This is a genomic window from Pseudophaeobacter sp. A-200-2, assembly GCF_041008815.1.
Taxonomy (GTDB): Bacteria; Pseudomonadota; Alphaproteobacteria; order Rhodobacterales; family Rhodobacteraceae; genus Phycobacter; species Phycobacter gallaeciensis_A.
Genome location: NZ_JAXGFU010000017.1, coordinates 1 through 20304 on the forward strand (window position 1 = coordinate 1; position 20304 = coordinate 20304).

The 20304-nt window shown below is 59.4% G+C and carries 21 protein-coding genes and 2 pseudogenes; 16 read left to right on the plus strand and 7 right to left on the minus strand.

What is annotated here, in order from left to right; genetic code table 11:
• Positions 1–170: 170 nt before the first annotated feature.
• Together SM766_RS19680 and SM766_RS19685 are read right to left on the minus strand one after the other, a co-directional pair.
• Positions 171–1790 (minus strand): ISL3 family transposase, encoded by a 1620-nt coding sequence (locus SM766_RS19680; RefSeq protein WP_420824325.1) that lies wholly within the window; start codon positions 1788–1790, stop codon positions 171–173.
• Positions 1791–2224: 434 nt separating this feature from the next.
• Positions 2225–3436, minus strand: a complete 1212-nt coding sequence (locus tag SM766_RS19685) for a calcium-binding protein (RefSeq protein WP_274869051.1) — start codon at positions 3434–3436, stop codon at positions 2225–2227.
• A gap of 439 nt (positions 3437–3875) precedes the next feature.
• Here SM766_RS19685 and SM766_RS19690 point away from each other — a divergent pair.
• Positions 3876–4960: pseudogene (locus SM766_RS19690) on the plus strand (tyrosine-type recombinase/integrase).
• On the opposite strand, the gene SM766_RS19695 reads toward SM766_RS19690, so the two are convergent.
• Together SM766_RS19695 and SM766_RS19700 are read right to left on the minus strand one after the other, a co-directional pair.
• Positions 4955–5290 (minus strand): type II toxin-antitoxin system RelE/ParE family toxin, encoded by a 336-nt coding sequence (locus SM766_RS19695; protein WP_274869050.1) that lies wholly within the window; start codon positions 5288–5290, stop codon positions 4955–4957. The pseudogene SM766_RS19690 and the gene SM766_RS19695 overlap by 6 nt on opposite strands.
• Positions 5287–5544: a type II toxin-antitoxin system ParD family antitoxin gene (locus SM766_RS19700; RefSeq protein ID WP_219436665.1), complete on the minus strand. Its 258-nt coding sequence runs from the start codon at positions 5542–5544 to the stop codon at positions 5287–5289. Before SM766_RS19700 ends, SM766_RS19695 begins: the two co-directional genes overlap by 4 nt.
• 159 nt (positions 5545–5703) lie before the next feature.
• Between SM766_RS19700 and SM766_RS19705 the strand changes: the two genes are divergently transcribed.
• Positions 5704–6600: a recombinase family protein gene (locus SM766_RS19705; RefSeq protein ID WP_274830672.1), complete on the plus strand. Its 897-nt coding sequence runs from the start codon at positions 5704–5706 to the stop codon at positions 6598–6600.
• Here SM766_RS19705 and SM766_RS19710 read toward each other — a convergent pair.
• Positions 6584–6979 carry a PIN domain-containing protein gene (locus tag SM766_RS19710; protein ID WP_012187367.1) on the minus strand — a complete coding sequence of 132 codons (396 nt, stop codon included), beginning with the start codon at positions 6977–6979 and terminating at the stop codon, positions 6584–6586. The two genes, SM766_RS19705 and SM766_RS19710, sit on opposite strands and share 17 nt — an antisense overlap.
• Positions 6969–7196, minus strand: a complete 228-nt coding sequence (locus SM766_RS19715) for an AbrB/MazE/SpoVT family DNA-binding domain-containing protein (protein WP_274830671.1) — start codon at positions 7194–7196, stop codon at positions 6969–6971. The genes SM766_RS19710 and SM766_RS19715 overlap by 11 nt, the downstream gene beginning before the upstream one ends.
• 313 nt (positions 7197–7509) lie before the next feature.
• Between SM766_RS19715 and repA the strand changes: the two genes are divergently transcribed.
• The 3 genes from repA (at position 7510) to repC (ending at position 11123) form a co-directional block, all read left to right on the plus strand.
• Positions 7510–8697 (plus strand): plasmid partitioning protein RepA, encoded by a 1188-nt coding sequence (gene repA, locus SM766_RS19720; protein ID WP_149789497.1) that lies wholly within the window; start codon positions 7510–7512, stop codon positions 8695–8697.
• Positions 8694–9710 carry a plasmid partitioning protein RepB gene (gene repB, locus SM766_RS19725; RefSeq protein ID WP_057821967.1) on the plus strand — a complete coding sequence of 339 codons (1017 nt, stop codon included), beginning with the start codon at positions 8694–8696 and terminating at the stop codon, positions 9708–9710. The genes repA and repB overlap by 4 nt, the downstream gene beginning before the upstream one ends.
• A 177-nt stretch (positions 9711–9887) precedes the next feature.
• The gene (repC, locus tag SM766_RS19730) at positions 9888–11123 is read left to right on the plus strand and encodes a plasmid replication protein RepC (RefSeq protein ID WP_248411057.1); all 1236 of its coding nucleotides are present in this window, start codon (positions 9888–9890) and stop codon (positions 11121–11123) included.
• A gap of 131 nt (positions 11124–11254) precedes the next feature.
• On the opposite strand, the gene SM766_RS19735 is transcribed toward repC, so the two are convergent.
• Positions 11255–12457, minus strand: a complete 1203-nt coding sequence (locus SM766_RS19735) for a Fic family protein (protein WP_149789499.1) — start codon at positions 12455–12457, stop codon at positions 11255–11257.
• 277 nt (positions 12458–12734) lie between these two features.
• Here SM766_RS19735 and SM766_RS19740 point away from each other — a divergent pair, with 277 nt between their 5' ends.
• The 11 genes and pseudogenes from SM766_RS19740 to SM766_RS19790 all read left to right on the plus strand — a co-directional run.
• The gene (locus SM766_RS19740) at positions 12735–13220 is read left to right on the plus strand and encodes a hypothetical protein (protein ID WP_149789500.1); all 486 of its coding nucleotides are present in this window, start codon (positions 12735–12737) and stop codon (positions 13218–13220) included.
• Positions 13221–13260: 40 nt separating this feature from the next.
• The gene (locus SM766_RS19745; RefSeq protein WP_274830670.1) at positions 13261–14199 is read left to right on the plus strand and encodes an ArdC family protein; all 939 of its coding nucleotides are present in this window, start codon (positions 13261–13263) and stop codon (positions 14197–14199) included.
• A gap of 23 nt (positions 14200–14222) precedes the next feature.
• Positions 14223–14432, plus strand: a complete 210-nt coding sequence (locus tag SM766_RS19750; protein ID WP_274830669.1) for a DUF6330 family protein — start codon at positions 14223–14225, stop codon at positions 14430–14432.
• Positions 14433–14519: 87 nt separating this feature from the next.
• Positions 14520–14909, plus strand: a complete 390-nt coding sequence (locus tag SM766_RS19755; RefSeq protein ID WP_248411060.1) for a DUF3768 domain-containing protein — start codon at positions 14520–14522, stop codon at positions 14907–14909.
• A 156-nt stretch (positions 14910–15065) separates the two neighbouring features.
• On the plus strand, positions 15066–17048 hold the full coding sequence (locus SM766_RS19760) for a ParB/RepB/Spo0J family partition protein (protein ID WP_274830688.1): 1983 nt from the start codon (positions 15066–15068) through the stop codon (positions 17046–17048).
• Positions 17049–17124: 76 nt separating this feature from the next.
• On the plus strand, positions 17125–17718 hold the full coding sequence (locus SM766_RS19765) for a regulator (RefSeq protein WP_274830668.1): 594 nt from the start codon (positions 17125–17127) through the stop codon (positions 17716–17718).
• A 102-nt stretch (positions 17719–17820) separates the two neighbouring features.
• The gene (locus SM766_RS19770; RefSeq protein WP_274830667.1) at positions 17821–18474 is read left to right on the plus strand and encodes a DUF6927 domain-containing protein; all 654 of its coding nucleotides are present in this window, start codon (positions 17821–17823) and stop codon (positions 18472–18474) included.
• A 124-nt stretch (positions 18475–18598) separates the two neighbouring features.
• Positions 18599–18925, plus strand: coding sequence for a type II toxin-antitoxin system PrlF family antitoxin (locus SM766_RS19775; protein ID WP_274830666.1), 327 nt, complete (start codon positions 18599–18601; stop codon positions 18923–18925).
• Positions 18922–19440, plus strand: a complete 519-nt coding sequence (locus SM766_RS19780; RefSeq protein WP_274830665.1) for a type II toxin-antitoxin system YhaV family toxin — start codon at positions 18922–18924, stop codon at positions 19438–19440. Before SM766_RS19775 ends, SM766_RS19780 begins: the two co-directional genes overlap by 4 nt.
• Positions 19441–19534: 94 nt before the next feature.
• On the plus strand, positions 19535–19699 hold the full coding sequence (locus SM766_RS19785; RefSeq protein WP_274830664.1) for a hypothetical protein: 165 nt from the start codon (positions 19535–19537) through the stop codon (positions 19697–19699).
• A gap of 245 nt (positions 19700–19944) precedes the next feature.
• A pseudogene (locus SM766_RS19790) lies at positions 19945–20169 on the plus strand (hypothetical protein); the annotation flags it as partial.
• Between the last annotated feature and the right edge of the window lie 135 nt (positions 20170–20304).

The following is a 20304-nucleotide window of genomic DNA, read 5'->3' on the forward strand; positions in this document are numbered from 1 at the left end:
AAGCGCAGAAGGATGCGGTGGTCGCCCAAAGGGGCTCACCGAGTAGCCGTCACAAGGGCCGCAGTTCTCGATGGTCGGCTGACCGTCGCAAACAGAAAACGCGCCGCATGACCCCCATGTTCTGTCCACTCCCGAATTAAAGACAAAATCTCATATTTAAGGGTTCTGCCTCAATCTGTGTGGCGCAGTGGCAGCATTCGGGCTCTGAGGAGTTCTGGTCCGGCGCGACCGTACATGGCGCGCTTGAGGGTCTTCAGGCGATTGACTTGGCCCTCAGCCTGACCGTTGCTCCACGGAAGTTCGATGGCATTGCGCACGGCCTCGATGTCGCGGTGCAGCGTGCGGGCAAAGCGCATGATTGGTGGGATGCCAGTCTCAATGGCCAGGTCGATCCATGCGTCCAGCGGGGCGGACTGGTCGCCGCGCAAAATGCCCTGAAACCGCATGGCAAGGCTCCGCATCGTGGCAAAGCTTGGCGATCCGGCCTTCAATGCATCTACCTTTTGGGCCTGGTCTGCGGTCAATTTGCGTCGCGGCTTGATACAGAGCGCCGCTGCGACAACCGGCGAAATGGCGTGACCGGTTTGCGGGTCCCGCACAGGCGCCAGGGGCAGCGGCGTGTCGGTCGGGCCTGCTAGAACGGTTTGTTCATCCCTTCGCCATCCGGCCAGCAGACGTTGCAAATGAGACAAGCTGCCCTCATAGCCATGGCGTTGAATTTCGACCAATAATTCCTGGCCGGACCGGATACCCTGTTTCCAGAGATCGGCCAGTATGCTCTCAAAATACCACGGCGACGTGGGCTTCAATGCAGCTCGGCGGCGGTCTGGTGGCGAGTCGGAGCTCAACCACTTCGCCACACTACGACGCGGGAAGCCGGTCCGACGTCCAATTTCGCTACAAGACAGCCCTTGATCACGAAGCGCATGGATGTTTCGGAAAATTTCCTCACGTGATTTCCGATGAGCAAGACGCGATCGCAGTAGATGATTGGCCGTGCTGATGTTTTCGGCATCTGACAATAGCGCCCGCCCGGTGGCGCGGCCATGCATATTCATCTGCTCTTCAATGGCCTGGCGCAGGTTCTGGACGAGATGGAAACGGTCTGCGACCTGCAGGGCTTGCGGTGCACCCTGACGTGCGGCCTTCGCATATCCGCCACAACGATCCCGACTGATGACTTCAATCTCAGGGTGCTGCCGCAGCCAGCTCGCACAGCTTTCAACGCTCCGATCCGGAAGAATATCAATTACGGTCTGCCGCTCGAGATCGACGATGATGGTTCCGTAAGTCTGCGACTTGCGCCAGCTCCAATCGTCGATGCCAATGACCGTTGGCGGCGGGGCGACGCTTTCCGCACACTTCTTGAGGTGTCGCAGCACCGTGTCATTGCTGACACCGACGCCTAAACGGCGCAAGAGCCGCTCGGCAGGCCGTCCACCCGTGGCGTGCCCCAGATGAACTACAATGTCATCAGCACGCGAAGTTCGACGTGCAAATGGACGCGCAATTGACGAGGTGTAGTCCGAAAAAGTCCGCCGCGGGCACGTGGAAGCGCGACATCGCCACCTGCAGACCCAGAGTGCGATTGTTACCTTGTCGCCAAGTGCAGGTAAATCCTGTAGCCGCCTTTGCCGCCACCCGTGACGACGCCGAGAATGCAAACCACAATCTGGGCAGATGCCTCTGGGTGCCAAAACACCGGATACAAGCCACCCGCCGGAATCACGTCGCTTAACGCCTTGAACCGAAACGTCGCTCCCGGGCGACCAGTGCTTTTTTGAAATCACGACTATCCCTCCCGAATGTTCCAAGCTCAGGATAGTTGCGCCACACAAATTGAGGCAGAACCCAATTAAGGGCTACGCGACACTAGCTTAGGACCGGATCGCACTATTGGGACACCTTCCCCGAGACTCTGAGGCACAAGGAGGAGATTCATGACGACGGCAAATCATGACCAATTGGGTCCGCGTAGAAAGGCCCACATCGACCAAGCGACAAGAACGGCCCAAACCCGACCTTCACCCCAGGCGCAGCGCATGACCGGCCGCAGTCCAATGCAGACTTGATCTGCGCAGCGGCAGCATCAAAGTGGCCATTTTCGTCTAGGTTGGGAGTGACGTGCAGACGAAGGGGAAGCGCAGACCTTTCGCGTGTAAATGCTCCAGCGCGCCAAGCATCGAGCTTGGCGCGCTGGAGCAATTCAGAAGATCAACAAGCTTCAAGAAAACTCGAAGTAATCCCAAACCTGCGACATAAGGACCGTTTGGTCAAAACTAAGGGTGATCGTATCTCCGGATCCATCGAATTCGACCTCGAAGTTCCCTCCCGCAGTCGATTGGGTTACAAAGATCCCCTGCCCTGCCATCGCCTCCTCAATCTCAGCGGCACTGGCAGTCGAAGTATCTATATCGATACCGTACCCCTCGAGACGAATGAGATCGCCTCCGAACCGTTGCATGGAAACGAAGTCATCCCCGCCAGCATCCCCCATCTCAAAGATAAAAAGATCACGGCCGCCACCGCCAAACATATAATCATCTCCGTCGCCATCGACGAAGGTATCATTGCCAGAGCCACCGGAGATTGTGTCGTTACCGCTGCCGCCAAGAAGCCGGTCGTTGCCTTCGCCGCCTTGGAGTACGTCGGCCCCCTTGCCGCCGGAGAGAACATCGTTCCCACCTTCACCAACAAGGCTATCGTTTCCACCACCACCGGTTAGGCGGTCTTTATCGGCCCCGCCTGAAAGGGTGTCGCGGCCACCTCCGCCAGACAGCTTATCTTTGCCCGAACCACCGTCCAGCGTGTCATCTCCAGCCTGCCCAAAAAGCTTGTCGTTCCCACTTCCGCCAAGGATTTCGTCATCGCCGCGCCCGCCCTTAAGGATGTCACGCCCGCCCAATCCTTCAATCACGTCGTCTTGACGTGTGCCGGTGTAACGGTCTTTGCCGCTCGTTCCCGACCAACCGTCTTCCGTCGAAAATTCGCCATTCACCATGGGATTTAGCGCTGCCAGATCGGCTTCGGTCCAGTTCTCCACAAAATCCTGCACCGTCGGACCGTTGCCATCGAAGTCTATGATAATCCTGTAGGAGTGCGGTACTATAACGGTGACTTCGTCGATATGAATGTCCGCCGTACTTTCGACCCAGGCGTCATTGCTCCCAATTTCAGAAAGTACAAGCGGCTCAGGCCAATCGCCAACGAGGTCAGCTGTGACTGATCCAGTTGTGTTACTGTAGTAAGTCAGGCGAAAAGTATTCTCTGGCAGGATGGTGGCGGGGGTTATCTCTGCCAATCCGGTTAACTGATTGGCATCCAAGTAATCAAAGTCAAAACGAGCACCGCCTCCAGCAAAGAACAGGAGGTCTACGTCATCAAAAGTGTATTCGATCAACCCGTTCAGGTCAGTAAGAGTAACTTCAACTGTCATCAGAAAAATTCCGGGATAAATGGTGAACAAAACTTGCGCAGCAAAGACTAATGCCGCGCTCTAAGTTGGCCGGTAGCTGACCACATTGCAAGTAGTTTGACGTGCTACCTACGGAAATGGACCCGTCTGGGCATGCTCTACGCCATTCAGCTCCCCTTGGAGCAGAGCCCATAAGGTGAAGGCTGAACCCAACCCTTTCGCATGCCACTGCCGCTGACCGGATTTTGCCGACGATCTAAGCATCCATTTCAAAGCCGTCTCTGCGTAAGCTTGGCCAAGTCGCTTTGGGTTTGATAAGTGCCATCGGGAATGACATTCGAAGGGCGTTCCAGATGTTTCAGACCACTTCCTCCTTCAAGGCCAACTTTCAGAACCTGCCGTCCATTGAGGCGGTAGAGAAAGTTTACATTATCGGGCATAAATGAATACGCTCAGGGTCATGTCGGAAAACAACGAGAAATCTAGGTCAGTGCCGCCAATCGGGTCTTCGTACAACGAAGACACCGAGAGAGATCGCCCTGACGGCGAAGCCTTGAGCCTGCCTTCCTTTGTGGCGGGCTCCGGCGCGCTTGACCGGCTTATCGACACCGCCCGCGACTATGCCCGTGCCGCGGCGTCGGAGAACACGCTAAGGACTGGGCGCATTTTGCGCGCTGGTGTCGTATGAAGGGTGCGGAACCGCTGCCTCCATCACCTGAGATGATCGGGCTTTACATTGCCGATCTGGCCAGCGGTTCGGCCCCCTCCCCTGCTCTATCGGTGTCGACAATTGAGCGTCGACTTTCCGGCCGCGCCTGGAACTATGCGCAGCGCGGCTTTGCCCTCGATCGCAAAAACCGCCACATCGCCACAGTGCTGGCCGAGATCAAACGCAAGCACGCGCGCCCGCCGGTGCAGAAAGAAGCGATCCTGGCCGAAGACATTCTCGCGATGGTGGCGACCCTACCCTTTGACCTGCGCGGGCTGCGGGATCGGGCAATCCTGTTGCTCGGTTATGCAGGGGGCCTCCGCCGCTCCAAAATTATCAGCCTAGACGTTCACAAGGACGATACGCCGGACTCTGGCGGTTGGATCGAAATATTGAAGGAAGGCGCCCTTCTCACCCTGAGCGCAAAGACCGGCTGGCGCGAGGTCGAAATTGGCCGCGGCTCGAAGCAGCAGACCTGCCCTGTGCATGCCTTGGAACAATGGTTGCACTTTGCCAAGATCGACTTTGGTCCGGTCTTTGTCGGCACCTCGCGCGATGGCAAGCGGGCATCTGAAACCAGGTTAAACGACAAGCATGTCGCGCGCCTGATCAAGCGCACGGTTCTGAACGCCGGCATCCGGTCGGACCTGCCTGATAAAGACCGCCTGGCGCTGTTCTCCGGCCACTCGTTGCGCGCCGGTCTCGCCAGCTCCGCCGAAGTCGACGAGCGCTACGTCCAGAAGCAGCTTGGCTACGCCTCGGCCGAGATGACCCGCCGCTATCAGCGACGGCGCGACCGGTTCCGGGTGAACCTGACCAAAGCCGCAGGGCTATAGGTCGACATTTCTGAGGGCTGCCAACGCTGCGACATGACGCGGAAGATCACTGCGGGAATGCAGGATATCCACGATGATGACCTCGTCAGGCTGATCTAGGAACACCATGAAATGTTCCCCTGACCTTATGAACCGCAGGTCTTCGACATCATCAACGAGAACTGCGCAACTCCGGCTATGGGCCTGGCCGTTCAGAATACTTTCACAGCAGTTGAGCAATTCCGCCTCGTAGAGCTCTGCTTGGCGCAGCCCAAAATTTTCGATCGTCCACCTAGCGATTTCGGTGAGGCTGGCTTCCGCACGACGGGTCAGCCGGAAGGATCGACTCATGAACGCGTGCGCGCAGACGCAAAGGCCCTCCGGATCGCATCTTTGCCGCTGCCCTCCGCAAGATCACCCGCCTTGGCCTGCGTCAGACCTTCTAGGAGACCCTTCCGGATCCCGGCCAGCTGTGCTTCTTCCTGCTCGAGCAGCCTCAGGCCAGCGCGCATGGCTTCACTCACATTCTGGTAGCGCCCGGACGCCACCAGTGCTTGAACCAGATGGTCTTGGGTTTCGGTGAGGACTACGTTGCGTGTCACCATGGTTCAGGTCTCCTTCATTGGCAATATATGCCAATGTTCAGCTTTGGTCAATGGAAGCTAATCGTGGGCGATGATCAGCCACCATGCGACCTTTCTCCTCTCGTCGCTATCAATCGGTCGTTTATTGGTGGTACATAAAATTGCAAACGGCCCAGTTTCATGCCGCTGATTGGCTATGCGCGCGTCTCCACCGAGGATCAGACCCCCCTGCCCCAGTCTGAGGCACTGCAGTCTGCGGGATGCGCCGAGATCTTTGAAGAGCACGCCTCGGGCGGCAATCGCGCGCGGCCCGTGCTTGCACGTGTGCTGGAGCGGATTTGCAAGGGCGATACGCTGGTCGTCGTGCGGATCGACCGGCTTGCGCGGTCTCTGTCGCACTTACTGGAGGTGATCGAGCGTCTGGAGGCCAAGGGAGCTTTCTTCCGCTCGCTGCAGGACCCCATCGACACCGCCTCCCCTCAAGGAAAATTCACATTGCAGGTTCTGGGCGCCGCGGCGGAGTTCGAGCGCGCGCTGATACGTGAGCGCACGAAGGCCGGGCTTGTCTCTGCACGCGCCAAGGGCCGCGTTGGTGGCAATCCTGGGCTTCGCACCAAAGACCCCGCCGCGCTGCGCAAGGTGCGGCTGGCACGACAGGACGGCTACATGGAGCGCCTGAACGAAACCGCGCAGGATTGGGTGCCCCATGTGCGCCGCCTACGGCCGGATATGGCCTGGGAAGACGTGCTGCGGATTATCAATGCCCCCCTGCCCCAAGACCGCCGTTGGACGCAAAGCCGCCTGCTCCGTGCCGTGAAGGCATATGTGCGGGATGGGTTCCTGCCCGCTGAAGTGCTTGGACGCGCTGGACGCCGCAAAACCGACGATCGCCTGCCTGCGATTGTTGCGGCCATCAAAGGTTCGGACCCGGATATCACGCTACAGGCGATCTGCGACCGGTTGGAAGCCATGCGTGAGCGGACTCCACGGGGACGCACAAGCTGGCAACCGTCATCCGTCAGGATGCTGTTGGAACGGGCGGAGCGACTTGGGTTGCTGGTCAGGCAAATGGATTGACGATGCGCAGCCGATCCTCGACCAGCAATCCGTCGTGCATGTCCTCAGTCCACAAAGTCGTGCACCCAGCGATCAGCGCGGCAGACACGATCATCGCGTCATAGACCGATAACTGGTACTTCTCTGCCAACGCGCGACCGACTTGATGGGTTTGAACCGTTAGGCCCTCGACAGGGCATACGGACGTAATACCCTCAAGAAACGCTCCGGTATCTTCCCAACTGAGCCCAGCTTTCCGTCGGCAATTGACCATCGCTTCGTTCAGGACCTGAACGCTGATCCGGGGTCCCTGCCCCAGAATTTCCTCCGCCCTCTCAGCCTTTGGACCATCGTCGAGCAGGTAGAGCACAACATTCGTGTCTGCGAATTCAGCGCTCATGCGCGGCGTCGCGGCTTAGACGCGCATCCTTGGGCAGTTTTCCGCGAAACCGCCTCAGCCCTTGTAGAACTTCATCGGCGCGAGTTTGGCGTCTCACAAGAATGGTTCCATCGTCCTTTACCAGGTCGACCTGATCGCCTTCCTTTAAGCCGAGTTCCCTCACAAGATCCGCGGGTAGCCGGACGGCAAGGGAGTTTCCCCATTTGGCAACTTGCATCTTGTCCTCTCAGGCATGGATAAACATCCAGTAATGTATATCCAGAACTGCCAAAAGGCAAGCTCTGGTGCGCTCAAAGCCATGCTGGAGCCCTCCGACAAGAGTTCTCCCCTGTCCCTTTTCGTGAGATGCGGTGCGTTACACCATGCAGCAGGAAGCCTAACAGCCTTGTGTTCGGTGACGACTCGCCCACTAGATGTGGAAAAACCTTGCGCGAATCCGACTCTTGCGCCAATAGTCACGGAAACGAGGCAAAAAACGTCAATTTCCGTGAACACGCCAAAGACGCGATGTCTCGGAAGCGAGAGGGCAGATGGATAATACCTTTGTGCATGAGGATCTCAACGCGGTGATCCGCCAGCATTCGGAATGGCTGGCGAACCAGTTGCATTCGCAACGTGAGAGCCTGTTTCCACCCGATGCCGAGAAGACCATGCGCAAATTCACCTCTGGTGAGGCTGCGGCGCTGCTCGGCGTAAACGATTCCTATCTTCGCAAACTCAACTTGGATGGCAAAGGGCCTTCTCCCGAGCTTACCGCCGGCAACCGTCGTCTTTACTCGGCGCAGGATATCCAGGCGCTGCGTGTACTCCTTGAAAAAACCGCTCGCAAGCCGGGCGATTACGTTCCCGGACGACGAGAAGGTGATCATCTTCAGGTCATCGGCGTGATGAATTTCAAGGGTGGGTCCGGAAAAACAACAACCTCTGCCCATCTCGCCCAACGGCTTGCCCTGCGCGGATATCGTGTGCTGGGCATTGATCTTGACCCACAAGCTTCCTTCACCGCGCTGCACGGCGTTCAGCCGGAATTGGACCTCGAAGATGGTGGCACTCTCTACGATGCGATCCGCTATGAGGACCCGGAGCCGATCCGGTCGGTCATCCGCAAGACCTATATCCCCAATTTGGACTTGATCCCCGGCAACCTCGAACTGATGGAATTCGAGCACGACACCCCGCGCGCGCTGGCACAGGGCAATGCCGGACTTTTCTTCTTCCGCGTGAAGGAGGCGCTGGCCCAGGTCGATGAGGACTACGACGTGGTCGTCATAGATTGCCCGCCGCAGCTTGGCTTTCTGACCATGTCCGCCCTGTCCGCGGCCACGGGCGTTCTGGTGACCATCCATCCAGAGATGCTCGATGTGATGTCCATGTCGCAATTCCTCCGCATGACAGCCGACCTCATGGACGTGATCGCCGAGAGCGGCGCTGACATGTCTCATGACTGGATGCGCTATGTTTTGACCCGCTACGAGCCGCAGGATGCGCCGCAGAACCGCATCGTGGCTTTCCTGCGAACAATGTACGGCGAAGCCGTGCTGAATTCGCCCATGTTGAAGTCTACAGCCATCTCAGATGCGGGCCTGACCAAGCAGACACTTTATGAAGTGGAACGCAGCGCGTTCACGCGTTCCACCTATGATCGCGCGATTGAGAGCCTGAATACGCTGAATGACGAGATCGCCGACCTGATCCAGAGAACCTGGGGGCGCACATGACCAGTGGCAAGAAGAAGCGCATGTCAATGCTGGACAGTCTCGCGGCAGCTGGGGCCCCCTCCCCTGCCCCTCAGACAGGTGCTGTGACACCGATGATGACCTCGAATCGCGCCCTTCGGTCCGCCCGCGACGCGGTCGATTCCCATCATGTTTGGGAACTGGACCCGGCGAGCATCGAAGACGGGCGTATGGCGGACCGACTTGACCCGGCCGATGTACTGGATTTGCGCGACGCGATTGAGGCGAACGGTCAGACTGTTCCGATCCTCGTGCGACGTGCGCCGGGTGAAGATGATCGCTACCTTTTGGTCTATGGGCGACGCAGGCTGGAGGCGATCCGTCAGTCCGATAAGGTTACCAAGGTTCGCGCGTTAGTCACCAACCTGGATGACGACAGCGCTCTGCGTGCTCAGATTTCGGAGAACATGGGGCGGCGCGATTTGTCTTTTATTGAAAAGGCCCTGTTCGCAAAGGACCTTGTGTCGTCCGGCTTCGGAAATCAATCTCAAGTTGCAGAAATTCTTACCGTCACGAAGTCGTCCATATCTATGGCGATCGCGATCGCGGACATGGTCGGGCCGGATCTGGTACGCGCCATTGGCGCCGCCCATGGCATTGGCCGACCCCGATGGGAATCCCTTGGTCGGGCCATCGACGAGAATGGTCTGGACCGCGAGGACCTTATCGGGATCGCGAAAGAGGCACGTGAAAATGCCGAGACCTCCATGGTGGTGGATGACGTTGCCTCTACCAATGACCCGTCCATCCAAGCGTTCCTGGCCGTAGAAAAGGCTGTGACCAAGGCGATTAAACCGGCCAAGTCGCCCTCCCCTGCCCCACCTTCCAGCGTCCCGCTGAAGATCGGCGGCAAACGCGGCGGCACGGTCAAACGCACTGCCAAGGGCCTATCGATCGAGTTGGCGGGTGGAGACTTCGCCGATTGGGTCGAGACGCAAGTACATGACATGATTGAAGACCTTCACGAACGCTGGAAGCAGCGGTCGGAAGACTGAGGAAGAGCAGAAATCAAAGAAGGAGGCACGAAAAGGCAAAAGAAAAGGTCCCGCAAAGCGACCACTCCACGAGACCCTAACTTGTTTCTAGCACCTTCAAGGTAGTGTCCGGAGCTATTTTCCGCAAGTCCAAAGTGATTCGCGGACCGGGATATTTTTGTCTTCGTGAATGACAAAATGGAATACACGCCCGTAACGCCGTTCCGGCGAACGATAGATGCTGCCATCCTGAAACATCAGGCAGCGACCCAGGAAGACCTGCCCCCAGCCGGCGCCAACAAGTGGGAGGTCCTGAGGGAGCTCGCTGCCGCTCGAGTCGCGTTCGGCTTGTCCGATCGGGATTTGACGGTGCTTCAGGCGCTGGTCAGCTTTCACCAAGCGACAATTCTCGGAGGCAATGACAGCGAATTGATTGTACATCCGTCCAACAAGGCGATTTGCGAGCGCCTGAACGGCATGCCCTGCTCGACGATGCGGCGCCACCTCTCCAACCTTGTGCAGACTGGCTTTGTTATCCGGCGCGATAGCCCCAATGGGAAGCGCTATGCCCGCCGCTACGGCGACGAAAAGGTTGCGTTTGGGTTCGACCTCTCTCCGCTCGTTCGACGCTTCCAGGAGGTTTGTGAGGCCGCTGAGACCGTCCGGGCCGCAGAAGAGCGGTACAAGCGCCTACGTGCCACTGTGAGCCTCATGCGGCGTGACCTCGCAGGGCTGGCCGAGTACGGGCGCTCACTTCGTCCGGATCAAGGCGTCTGGGACCAATTCTCTGATCTTGCGGCCCTAACGGCCCGAGATCTTCGCAGAAAACTCGAAATGGAAGACCTTAGGCGCATCGAAGACGCTTTGGGGTCAGCTTTAGATCACGCCCGAAGCCTTCTGGATGGCTGTGAAACAGAAAATATGAGCACCAATGATGCTGTTTCTGAGCAGCACTATCAGAATTCAAATAAAGACTCTTATGATCTTGAACCTCGCTTAGAAAAAGCGCGGGGCGGAGGCGCTGTGCGCGAAACTCCAGAAGTTGCCAATAGTCCTCTGTGTTCTGAAGATGAGGGCAACTCAACGGCAACTATTGACGATCAACTGATGCCGAACATACCGCTTGGTCTCGTCCTCGCCTCCTGTCAGGAATTCAAAGCGTATTCCGAGCAGCCCGTGCGCCACTGGCACGATCTGGTCCGGGTGGCTGATGTGGTCAGGCCCATGATGGGTATTTCCCCGTCCGCGTGGGACGAGGCCAAACGCTATATGGGTCCCGAAGAAGCGTCTGTTGTGATCGTAGCAATGCTTGAACGGTTTGCGGATATCCGATCACCTGGAGGCTACTTGAGAACCCTATCTTCAAAGGCAGCAATTGGGGAGTTCTCCTGCGGTCCGATGATCATGGCCTTGATGCGGCGGGATGCTGCATGATGAGTTCACAGCTGTGAACTCGGCTGACAAGTAGGATAGCTCGGGATAGTTCACAGTTGTGAACTTCTTTCCAACACGGTCAGAGGCTGCGCTCGCGGACTTGGCCAGAAACAGGGTCCTTCGGTTGCCAGTCACGCCGGCAGGTCACCATCGCCAAACAGGTTAGGGAAAAGACGTTCCCGGTAGTCCAACGGAAACGCCAACCGCACCGGAGTCTTCGGAGATGCGGAGGTCAGGTATCCGGCGGCAGTCAGTTTACTCAGTGTGTTGCGAGCAGTACGCTCGGATGTCTTGAGCACAATCTGCGCGTCGCCTCGTTCCAGTGCGCCATGCCGAAGTACCGCCGAGATCAGTTCCGGCGCACGCTTGTCATCGATGGTATCTGCAACAAGACGACGATACCGTTGGTCCAGTCCGCCGAGATCGAACAATCTTGCTGAGAAGATGATCTGATCGAGCGTCACCTTTAGGAACCATTCACTGAACGTCCTCAGTGCCGCTTCTGACAGGTTCCCCCGTCCGTCGCGGTCTCCGCGACGTGGACTGTCGGCCAGATCCATCATCCGTTTGTACTCGCCCCGATCGGTTAGCCCGCGGGCCAGCCCACGTGATACGGACCAGAGCCCTTGGCCACCAATCCCCGCTGTGAGGGCCATGGCATGAGACATCAGTCTGCTGACACGGCCGTTACCATCTGGGAAAGGGTGGATGTAGTTGAGCCGGTGATGCGCAGAGGCGATCGCGATGATCCGTCCGCTCGAAGACCGCGCCGCAATCTGAAATCGTTTGTCGAAATGGTCCATGAATGCCGCGACGCGCGACGATGAAGGAGGTAGGTGGCGCCCGACCGCAACTTCCCGATCATCATCCTGGCGCATGCGTCCCGGAACGATGGGCTCTTGTGTGCCGTCGGGATGTTCGATGACCCGAAACTCATCCGGCATCTCGTCGTAGAAGCTCTTATGGACCCAAGTCAGGAATTCGACGGATGTGGGGCGGGGCAGGGTGCCCTTGCGATGCATCTCGTCGATGGCCCGTTGAACGATGACGTGCGCCCGGGCCTCAAGGGCGAGGGGACGGGTTTCTTCCTCAAGCTCGGCACCAGCCAGCGCCCTTTCGATGTCGCGGGGGCGCGTGTTGTGTCCTTCGATCAGGTTGGAGTAGTAGCAGTTCATCACACGGACGAGATCGGCAAGTTCGGCTGCGCTGTCAGGATGCAACCCTTGTCCCAGCCCGGTGGCTTGCCTCTGGATGTCGACCGAAAGGTCTGCCAGTTCTGTAGGAATATGCTCCTCAAAGAAGCAGGGTTCGATCCTGGCGGGTGTCTCCAGCATTTTGCCGATCTTCTATGTTTGCAAAGTAATTGAAAAATAAACACATTTCGTACTTTCAAGCAAGGTTTTGCCGATATGCGTTGCCGATCCTGGCTGCCGATCTAGAATTGCTGCATGAAATCAATGGCTTCGGCAGAAGGGCCGGGCTTTTCGGTTTTGTTGTGTGCCCAAAAGGGCCGGAAAAAGAGAAAGTGTTCTTCGGGTTTTGTGACTGACGGATGAGGGCCTTTGGGGTCCCTCAGATGGGTCCGGGCCGGATTCCGGTCTGTCTTTCCTGATGAAGGGCATTCCGATGCAAACAGGTGTCTTGCGCGTGTTACGCGCGACCGCTGCCTCGTGGTGGCGGCACAAGGAACTACGCCGAACTGGCCAGACGGGCCAGGCACTGCAGCTCGAGCGCGAGACCGTCCTGCGTGATCTCGGCTATCTCAGGCAGGCGGCGACGCTGCCGAATGCCCATGTGATCTGCGGAGAGGGCGGCACGTTCATCCATCTCGGTTGGACCACCGTCTCGACCCTCGCGCCGATCGAGCGCTTTCCCTTGGCCGCCCTCGCGGTCGCACGAGGAACCCCGTTCATCGATATCCGACCCATCAGTGACTTCATCGCCTTCGCGAACTTGCCGCGGGTGACGCGGGACGGATCGGTCGACCCTGAACCTTGGGGGCCTGGCAAGTCCGTCTCGCTGATCACCTACATCGACATGGTCGAACAGCTTGGCGTGAGCATCACCAATGATCCGCGGCCCCGTCAGTCAGCCTGATCACCATTCCCTCTCACCAAAACTCGAAAGGAGGCCAGCCATGGCCCGATCCCGCACGCCCAAATTCGATGCCTCCGAGGTCATCACAAACGAAATCATCCGCATCATCGAGCGCGGCGTCCTGCCGTGGCGCAAGCCATGGACCGCAGGGGGCAGCTCTCGTCCCCTGCGCGTGGGCGGTGAACCCTACCAGGGGGTGAACAACTTCCTGCTGACGATGCGGACCGTGATGGCGGGCCATAGCTCACCTTTCTGGATGACGCTGCCGCAAGCCAATGCGTTGGACGCAAAGGTCCGCAAGGGCGAAAAGTCCTCTGTCGTCGTTTACTACGGTCAAAGCCGGAGGGATGCCGGCGATGAGGATGACCGCAGCGACGGGGATGATCGCTCCGAGGAAGCCCGCATCTTCCGCTTCCAGAAATCATATCGCGTGTTCAATGCCTGCCAGATCGATGGCCTGCCCGAAAGTTTCTACCCTGACCCGGAGCCCGTACCCGAGCATCCGCCGTCCGAGCCGATCCCGCACATGCAGGCGTTTTTCGATGCCATCGACATCAAGACCGTCTTCACGGGCACGGAGGCGTACTATTTGCCGCCCGTGGACAAGGTCTACATGCCGTCCATCACGCGGTTCCAGGACCCGCGCAATTTCTACGGGGTCTGGGCGCATGAGCTGGCCCATGCCACGAAAGCCCCCCATCGACTGAACCGCGATTTCGGGTTCTCGAAGTTTGGCAACACGTCCTATGCGCGCGAGGAGATCGTCGCGGAATTGACCTCGGTGTTCCTGGGTCAGACGCTCGGCTTCACGGCGCATACGCTCGAGATGAATGCCGCCTACCTCCACAACTGGTTGCGCGTTCTTCGGTCGGACAAGGGCGCGATCTTCAAGCACGCCGCTGACGCGCAGCGCGCTTGCGACTACCTGATCGCCAGATCGGAGGTGGGGAGGGTAGAGGAGGACGCCGAGGCCGCCTGACCACAGGGAGAACGGAGACGCCCATGTCACGCAAGGAACCCAAGACGCTGCGGGTGGCCTGCTTTGAAGGTGGCCGCCGCAAGATCATCACCTTCAAGCGCGGTGCCTATTGGTGGAGCCAGTCCGAGGGCGCCTATCCACTCTCGGCAGCGCTCGAGAGCATCAAGGAACAGGGCGGCTGGATCGAAACCATCCCCAACCCGAATTACAGACCCAAGGGGCTGTTCGGGTAGGGCGCCTTCGGCCTCGATTCATCCGCCGTGCGGAAAAGGAAAAGTGGGCTTTGGATTCGGTGTTTCAATTTCACAGAGGAATGCCCCATGACCATCACCGCACAAACCCAGACAGACAGCCCTGATCCGAGTGTGATCGCGGCGCAGAACGACGCGTTTCGCAAGCTCGCATGCCTCGGGGTGCCGCCGGTGCAGCCCATACAGGGCCGGATGCATGTCACCCGCTCGCTTATGGAGGCTGGCGACGGCTTCATGGCCGAGGCGGTGAAGGCAACTGGTGAGTTTGCCATGTTCGAGCCTGAGAATGACCCTGAAGGCTGGCACGATTTCGGGGCGGTCGAGATCCGGGGCGAGACCGTGTTCTGGAAGATCGATCTCTATGAAGCAGACTCGGACTTCCGCTATGGGGCTGAGACCCCGGACAATCCTGCCACCACCATGCGCGTGCTGACCATCATGCTGGCGCGCGACTGGTAGGGCAGGGGACTCCTCCCCCCTGACATCTGAGACGATGAAGGCCCGCTGACTCCTCAAAGGGAAAGTGGGCCTTTTGTTGTTGTGATCCCTGAAGCCGGGGATTGGTCACGCGCGTGAGCGCGCGGGCCACACCTCACCCTCTTGGAAGGATATCCCATGACCACAAGCTTTGCTCCCCTTACCGTCGCTATCGGCGATCTCGTCCCGCATCCCGCCAATGTGCGCAGCAACGCGCCGGAAACCTATGATCCCGAGAACATCGCCCACCTGAAAGCCAGCATCGCCGTGCTGGATCTCCTGCAGCCGCTGCTGGTTCAGAAGCTCGACGGCAAGTATGCCGTGCTCGCCGGCGGTCGCCGCCATGCCGCGCTGAAGGAGCTGGTCTCGGACAAGGCCGCCAAGGGGTTCACCGCGAAGACCAAGATCGACTGCCGCCTTGTGCCGGAGGATTGCGACGTGACCACAGCGCTGTCACTCGCTGAGAACATCACGCAAGCCCCGATGAACGCGATTGACGAGTTCGAGGCCTTCGCACGGATGATGGAAGTCGACGGCCAGACACCCGAGACGATCGCAAAGACATTCGGCACCACGATCGCTGCCGTGAAAGGCCGGTTGCGCTATGGCCTGATCCACCCCGATGTCCGCGCGGCGGCCCGGGCCAAGACGATCACGCTCGATACGATGAAGGCCTTTGCCGAGCATCCCAGCCAGGAGGTGCAGAAGGAGGTCTACGAGGCACTCACCAAGGAAGACAGCTACCTGCAGGCCTATACCGTCCGTCAGGCGCTCAGATCCCGCGGTGTGCAGGTCAGCGACGATATCGGGGCTTTCGTGCGCGCGGACTACGAGGCACGCGGCGGCGCTGTCGCGGCTGACCTTCTGGAAGAGCATTCCGTGCTCGAGGATGCGGCGCTGGTCGAGACCATCCTGCTCGAGAAGCTCGGGGTCGCCGCCGAGGAGGCTCGCGCAAAACTGGGCTTTGCCTGGGCGGATGCGATGGTCCGCTACGATTACGCGACCATGGCCGACTATGGCCGGGTCTATCCCGGCCCGATCGAGCCGGATGAGGCTGCCCAGAAGCGCATCGATGAGATCACCGCAGAGCTCGAGAAATTGCAGCTCGAGATGGAGGATGAGGGGCTCGAGGACGGTGCCTACAATGCCCTTTACGAGCGCGTCGACACTCTGGAGGAGGAAGCGCGCGATCTGCAGGAGGCCTACAGCGCCGAGGACCTCGCACGGTCTGGGGTGATCGCCTCGTGGCAGGGTGGGCAGGTGACCCTCCATGTTGGCCTCGTCCGCCCGGAAGACACCGTGAACGAGGAGGGCGCGCGCGGCTCCTCGGCTAACCCGACTGGGGAGGAGGCCCCGGACGCCGGTGAAATCACCTACCCGGCCTCGCTGGCCGAGGATCTCAAGACCGAGCGGGCCATGGCCCTTGGCGCCGCGATGGCGCAACATCCGGAGGTCACGCTCGATCTGACGCTCTTCAAGCTGGTCAGTGACGTTCTGGCCAGCGGCATGAGCGTCACGCAGGCGATCAAGGTTGATGCCCGCAAGGAATACCGCAGCCATGCCAAGATGGACGAGATCGACGAGACCTCGCTCGACCAGGTGGCGGCGGCGCATGATGTGCTTGATCTGTCCTGGCTCGATGACACCCGCGCACCCGCCGAACAGTTCGCGGCGTTTCGCGCGCTGGAGGCAGGGGAGAAGGCCAAGCTCGTCGCCTATGCCACGGCCAGCACCACGCAGTCCTGCTTCGCGCGGGACCGACAGCGCGACAGCCTGATGCATGATTTCGAGATTGAGATCATGCCCGACATTCGCGCGCATTGGACGCCGAACGCGGCGCTCTTCAACCGCTTCAAAAAGGCTTGGCTCCTCAAAATCCTCGGCGAGGAACTGGGTCTCACCCAGGAGGCCGTGACGCTGGCCTCGTCGAGCAAGAAGGAGATCGTCGCCTTCTGCGACAAGCTCTTCGCCGAACCCTTCGCCACGCTCACGGACGCGCAGCGCGCTGCCGTGGCCGTTTGGTGCCCGCCGATGATGCAGACCGCCGGTATTGCCTTTGATGAGGCGGAGCCAACTGCGGAAACCCCGGAGCCTGACGGCGACATCGCGCAAGCGGCCTGAGTCCTCACGCGACCCGCGCGTGGACCATGCCGCCCGCGCGGGTCGACCCTTCCAAACCGAACAGAAAGACATCCTCATGGCTATTCTCAAGTTCTCTGCGTCCGCTGTTGCGGCACAGATCGCCCATGCGCGCGCCTGCAAAACCTTCCTGCCCAACTGGAACGGGCCCGTGGACAGGCCCGCCCTGATCCTGATCGTCGGCAATGGTGTGCATCTGCGCTCAAACGGCATCGATGGCACGACCACTCGCATCGTCACCACCGAACAGGCCGATCCCTCTTTCGCCTTCGCCGACGGCATGAACCCGTTTCGGGACACCGACTGGATGGCGCAGCGCCGCATGGCGTTTCGCGATCTGACCGGCCAGTTCTATACCGACATCCTCGACGACGTGCAGGTGCTCATCGACCGTGGGCAGGGGGCGATCCGGCTCGCCACCGATGGCCACAGCATCCGCGGCCTCAAACGCCGGGCTTCGGACTATCTGATCGGCGGGACCTACGAGGTGCCCTCGGGCCTCGGCGGCACCTTCCGCGTCGTCCTCAACGATGCCTGCGACACCTTCGCGATCGTCCAGAACGCTGGGAACTGTGAGGATTTCGACGCCATGCAGCCCTACCGCGTGCCGCTCGATGCGCTGATGGAAATCGATGACCGGAGGGCGGCGTAACGCGCCCTTTCTCAAACACGCATCGCCAATATCCCGCCAAGCCTGCGGCCCTCTCGGGACATTGGCGCCAACAATTCCCCCAATGAGAGAAAGGACTCTGAAATGGGTTGGCTCTTCTACACCGCCGGCCGCGTCCAGACCTACGCGGATGAGAAAGCGGAAATCGCCCGGCTCTGCAACTTCAAGGGCGACACGCGCAAAACCGAACTGGTCAAGGCCTGCAAGGTCGGCTCTACCTGGTATGCGGCGGCAAGGGTCACCAATCTCGACGGCACCGCTGTCGAAGACGCAACCTATGTGACCGATGCGGATGGCTCCATCACTTTCGGGGCTGTCTTCCTCACCCGATACGATGACGGGTGCTGGGGCTACAAGGACATGGAGGAAAGTGCTGGCCCGAACGAGTCTCGTGCTCCCCTTGGGCTGATCGAGCTTCTCTCCGACCTGAAAGACCCGGACAGCTACGCCCAGGACTGGCGACAGCGCTGCTGGAATTGGGCTTCGATCCCGGACTACGAGGAAGGCGACAAGATCAAACTCGCAGCACCTGTGACGCTCACCGATGGCAGCACCTGCCAGATCGTCACTGCGACGCACTACAGGCGGGGCCGACAAAAACGCCGCTGTTACCGCATCGAGGAAACCGGTGGGCTCGTACGCCTGTCGAAGGCCTCGCTTGCGGGCTCGGAACTGCTCAGCTCCGCGAAAGTCGCGGCTAGTCCTGTGCTGGCGGAGTTCCTGGCGGGGCGAAATTAGGTGCTGCGCCGGACAGCTCATCGACCTGCCCGGTGACAGCAGATCCTGCGGCTTTTCTTGACAAGGCAATGCAAATGCATTACCTATCGCGGGCAGCAAAGACCCATTTCTTCAGGAGACTGCCGTGACAGCCCTCGCACAAGATGTCTCGAAGCTCACGGATCGGTATCAGACGACCGTGCCGGCAGGTGTGCGCAAACAGCTCAAGCTGGGCAAGGGCGACCAGATTCGCTACTGCATCGAGCCGAGTGGCAGGGTCTATATCGAGCCCGTGCGCAGCGACGAGGAAGATCCCGTGATCGGCGCATTTCTTGATTTTGTCGAGGCCGATATCAAGGCGCATCCGGACCGCATTCGGGCGTTCGATGGGGCTTTGCATGACCGTCTTGCAGCCCTGGTCGGAGACGTTGACGTCGATCTAGATGCGCCGCTATCGCTCGAGGATGAATGAGCGGCGATAGCGTGCTTGCCCAAGCGCCCCTTGTCGTAAACGGATGGTCGATTTATGCGCATCCGCTCTTTCTGGACCAGCTCGAAGGGCTGACCCTGGAGGTCGAGGCGCGTAAGGCTCGCGATCCCAAGACCTGGCGCAAGAAAAACCCGACGAAACGGCTGGCCGCGATCTTCAAGCTGGTCACCGAGGCCATACCGGCAGATCCAGGTGCCGCCGCCTTCCGGCAAGGCGGCACACTCGGCGATCACCGCAAGCACTGGTTCCGGGAGAAATTCTTCCAGCAGTATCGGCTGTTCTATCGGTTCAACAGCGATGCGAAGGTCATCGTGGTGGCCTGGGTGAACGACGACAAGACCCTGCGCGCCTACGGCAGCAAGACGGATGCCTATGCGACGTTCAAAGGGATGTTGGAAGATGGCAATCCACCTGACAATTTCGACGCGCTCTTGAAAGAAGTTGCGGCCGCGGACAAGCGGTTCGAAACTTCCCTTGAAGGGGCGCCCGATCGGTAAGTGGGCCAGCTTGCCGCGACCCTTTGGCATTATCGTTTACGACGCTCCGCTGGAAGATGTAGCATCGGCTGATAATACGGTCGGAGAAAGCACAATGATTGAGGCGGAAAAGGATAGGCAGCACCTCGGGTTCGAGGAGCAATGCGCGCCTGACCTGACGGGGCACCGTTTCCCAATTGCTGTGCATGTTGCAGACATGCCCGATGACCTCGGCAAGCTGCTGGATATCGGGCTCGAGGAGCATTTCCGTGGCGGCTGATGTCACTTCGTATGACGCGTGGTTTTGCGCGAAGGTGCAGGCCGCGTTGGAGGAGGAATGCACGGGAACATCTCAAGTTCAGGTGATGCAGACCGCACAGGCATTGATTAATGCGAAACGGGAGGTCGAACCCAAGTCCTGACCAAGCCTTGGAGGTCGGCGCGGTCTGACCCCCGTCACCCTAAAAAGCGAAAGCGGGCTTTTTGTCCTTTGGAACTCAGACCCTGATCCAAAGGAAAATTCCCATGTCCAAACCCAGAACGGCCAACCCGGCTCTCGCAATCTCCGAAGCCGATCTCGCCTCTGCGCTAGCGCTTATCGGCACAGAGATCCACCACCAACCCCTGCGCAGCTCAGCGCTCGCGCGCGTCATGCGCGAGACGTTTCTTGGCAGCGATGCCGGCGGTGCCTGGGACTGGCGCATGGCCTACGACCTGATGCAGGCCGCGGCCGTCCAGGTGCTGCTGCGTGAGGCCTCGGACGGTAGCTCTGAGCTTTGGGCGGGGCTGAAAGGAAAGCAGGCTTTCTGATTTGTGATCCCTCAAGGGGTCGAGAAAGCAATCCCGGATGCGCTGGCAAGGACGTCAGACACCGGCCAATCCAAA

Coding starts and splice junctions, on each gene's coding strand:
- SM766_RS19685 (WP_274869051.1), bottom strand. CDS start 3,436: ATGACAGTTGAAGTTACTCTTACTGACCTGAACGGGTTGATCGAATAC.
- SM766_RS19780 (WP_274830665.1), top strand. CDS start 18,922: ATGAGCGGCGATAGCGTGCTTGCCCAAGCGCCCCTTGTCGTAAACGGA.
- SM766_RS19760 (WP_274830688.1), top strand. CDS start 15,066: ATGACCACAAGCTTTGCTCCCCTTACCGTCGCTATCGGCGATCTCGTC.
- SM766_RS19705 (WP_274830672.1), top strand. CDS start 5,704: ATGCCGCTGATTGGCTATGCGCGCGTCTCCACCGAGGATCAGACCCCC.
- SM766_RS19785 (WP_274830664.1), top strand. CDS start 19,535: ATGATTGAGGCGGAAAAGGATAGGCAGCACCTCGGGTTCGAGGAGCAA.
- repA (WP_149789497.1), top strand. CDS start 7,510: ATGGATAATACCTTTGTGCATGAGGATCTCAACGCGGTGATCCGCCAG.
- SM766_RS19765 (WP_274830668.1), top strand. CDS start 17,125: ATGGCTATTCTCAAGTTCTCTGCGTCCGCTGTTGCGGCACAGATCGCC.
- SM766_RS19710 (WP_012187367.1), bottom strand. CDS start 6,979: ATGAGCGCTGAATTCGCAGACACGAATGTTGTGCTCTACCTGCTCGAC.
- repC (WP_248411057.1), top strand. CDS start 9,888: ATGGAATACACGCCCGTAACGCCGTTCCGGCGAACGATAGATGCTGCC.
- SM766_RS19695 (WP_274869050.1), bottom strand. CDS start 5,290: ATGAGTCGATCCTTCCGGCTGACCCGTCGTGCGGAAGCCAGCCTCACC.
- SM766_RS19735 (WP_149789499.1), bottom strand. CDS start 12,457: ATGCTGGAGACACCCGCCAGGATCGAACCCTGCTTCTTTGAGGAGCAT.
- SM766_RS19755 (WP_248411060.1), top strand. CDS start 14,520: ATGACCATCACCGCACAAACCCAGACAGACAGCCCTGATCCGAGTGTG.
- repB (WP_057821967.1), top strand. CDS start 8,694: ATGACCAGTGGCAAGAAGAAGCGCATGTCAATGCTGGACAGTCTCGCG.
- SM766_RS19700 (WP_219436665.1), bottom strand. CDS start 5,544: ATGGTGACACGCAACGTAGTCCTCACCGAAACCCAAGACCATCTGGTT.
- SM766_RS19770 (WP_274830667.1), top strand. CDS start 17,821: ATGGGTTGGCTCTTCTACACCGCCGGCCGCGTCCAGACCTACGCGGAT.
- SM766_RS19745 (WP_274830670.1), top strand. CDS start 13,261: ATGGCCCGATCCCGCACGCCCAAATTCGATGCCTCCGAGGTCATCACA.
- SM766_RS19750 (WP_274830669.1), top strand. CDS start 14,223: ATGTCACGCAAGGAACCCAAGACGCTGCGGGTGGCCTGCTTTGAAGGT.
- SM766_RS19740 (WP_149789500.1), top strand. CDS start 12,735: ATGAAGGGCATTCCGATGCAAACAGGTGTCTTGCGCGTGTTACGCGCG.
- SM766_RS19715 (WP_274830671.1), bottom strand. CDS start 7,196: ATGCAAGTTGCCAAATGGGGAAACTCCCTTGCCGTCCGGCTACCCGCG.